We start from the raw sequence: 1,466 nt of genomic DNA on the forward strand, positions 1-1,466 counted from the left end.
CTCGTTCATCTTTAGGCTATCTTTTTCTCTGTTTGAGAATATATTTTTTTGCCGAAAAGCGAAATTGACAAGTAAATTAGAATGAATGAAAAAATTTGACAAGTTAATTAGGAAAAGTGAATAAAAACTGTCAAGTGATTTTAGGAAAGTACAATTCGTCACCATTTTTCGCTATTAAAACAATGCTTTAAGCGCCATAATAGCATGCTTTAATCCCATTACATCATGTTGATAACAGCACTATATGGTGTGAATAACCTCATTATCCCATTGCTTTAACTGTTCAAAGAGAATTTTTTGTCAAAATCATCACCATGTTGTCTATTTCCTGCCTATTGTTTTTCTCCAGATTGTCATTTTAGAATGACTGTTTTTTTGTCATTTTATAGGACAAAATATAACATATTAATGCAGCAATTCTAAAGTTTCAATTTTAGATTTATCGAACACATCCAGAGCAAGAATTTGTTAGCTACGTTTCTTGAAAATCATATCTATGGATAAAACAGAAAAAATCTTGCCAATTCTTTGACGGCACATTTTCAAGTGAAATGTATTTCCTTTCTTAACGACTGAAACACCGCTAAATGTACCAATTAACTAAAATTTAACTGTATACAAACAAGAAAGAGGACTTTGTTGTCAAAATCCTCTTCCTCTCCTCAAGTGATTCCGTTGGGGTTCGAACCCAAGACCCACAGCTTAGAAGGCTGTTGCTCTAATCCAACTGAGCTACGGAACCATAAATCGTTTGCAAAAGTAGTCATTTAGAATGAAACAGAGGGGGAAGTTAAAGACGGATTTCTTTTTGGTTATAATTTTTTAACAAATTTAGAATTGAAATGCAACTTTTCAAAATAAGACAGTCTTTCAAAACCTTTTATTACTTTCAATCGCTTAGAGGGTAAATGCTAATAGTGAAGTTTTATCTCCTACTTTCGCACAATGTTATTGACAGTTTCACTACTATGGCGTCTGCTGACTTATCAAAACAAGCTTTTTTCACGTCGTGAAAGGAAACTCCTCCATAACTCCCGAAACACAAAACTAATCGCCACATCCGTAAGACCTCTTCAGATAAGGGCATTGTTTGTCCATCTTGAGACCTCTGCAAAACTCATTGTTCAAGATGTGCTCATTTCATCATATTTTTGTACCTTTATAGTATGAAACAATGTCCTTCTTCTCCGAGTTTTGCTGACCTAATAGTTGGTCATCGTAAGGTTAAACAGACCTTTTTCTTTCAAATTGATCAGATAATTGACTGGAATCCCATTCGTGGACTTATTGAAATTGCTTACACCAAAGGCAACCGTCCCACTGGTCGTCCAAGCTATGACAGCCTTGTGTTGTTCAAGACCGAACTTCTTCGCACATGGTATGGCTTGAGTGACAGTGAGGTCGAAGATCAAGTAAATGACCGTCTGTCCTTCAGTCGCTTTGTTGGTTTAGGATTGGATGACTGT

General features: G+C 35.5%; 1 protein-coding gene and 1 tRNA gene. One reads left to right on the forward strand and one right to left on the reverse strand.

Going from position 1 to position 1,466, the window contains the following annotated elements; genetic code table 11:
• Positions 1-667: 667 nt before the first annotated feature.
• Positions 668-742, reverse strand: a tRNA-Arg gene (locus BN35_RS08355).
• Positions 743-1,166: 424 nt separating this feature from the next.
• Between BN35_RS08355 and BN35_RS08360 the strand changes: the two genes are divergently transcribed.
• Positions 1,167-1,466: transposase (locus BN35_RS08360; protein WP_044071382.1), on the forward strand; the 300-nt coding region annotated here is incomplete at its 3' end.

The organism is Hoylesella timonensis 4401737 = DSM 22865 = JCM 15640 (assembly GCF_000455445.1).
GTDB classification, from domain to species: Bacteria; Bacteroidota; Bacteroidia; order Bacteroidales; family Bacteroidaceae; genus Prevotella; species Prevotella timonensis.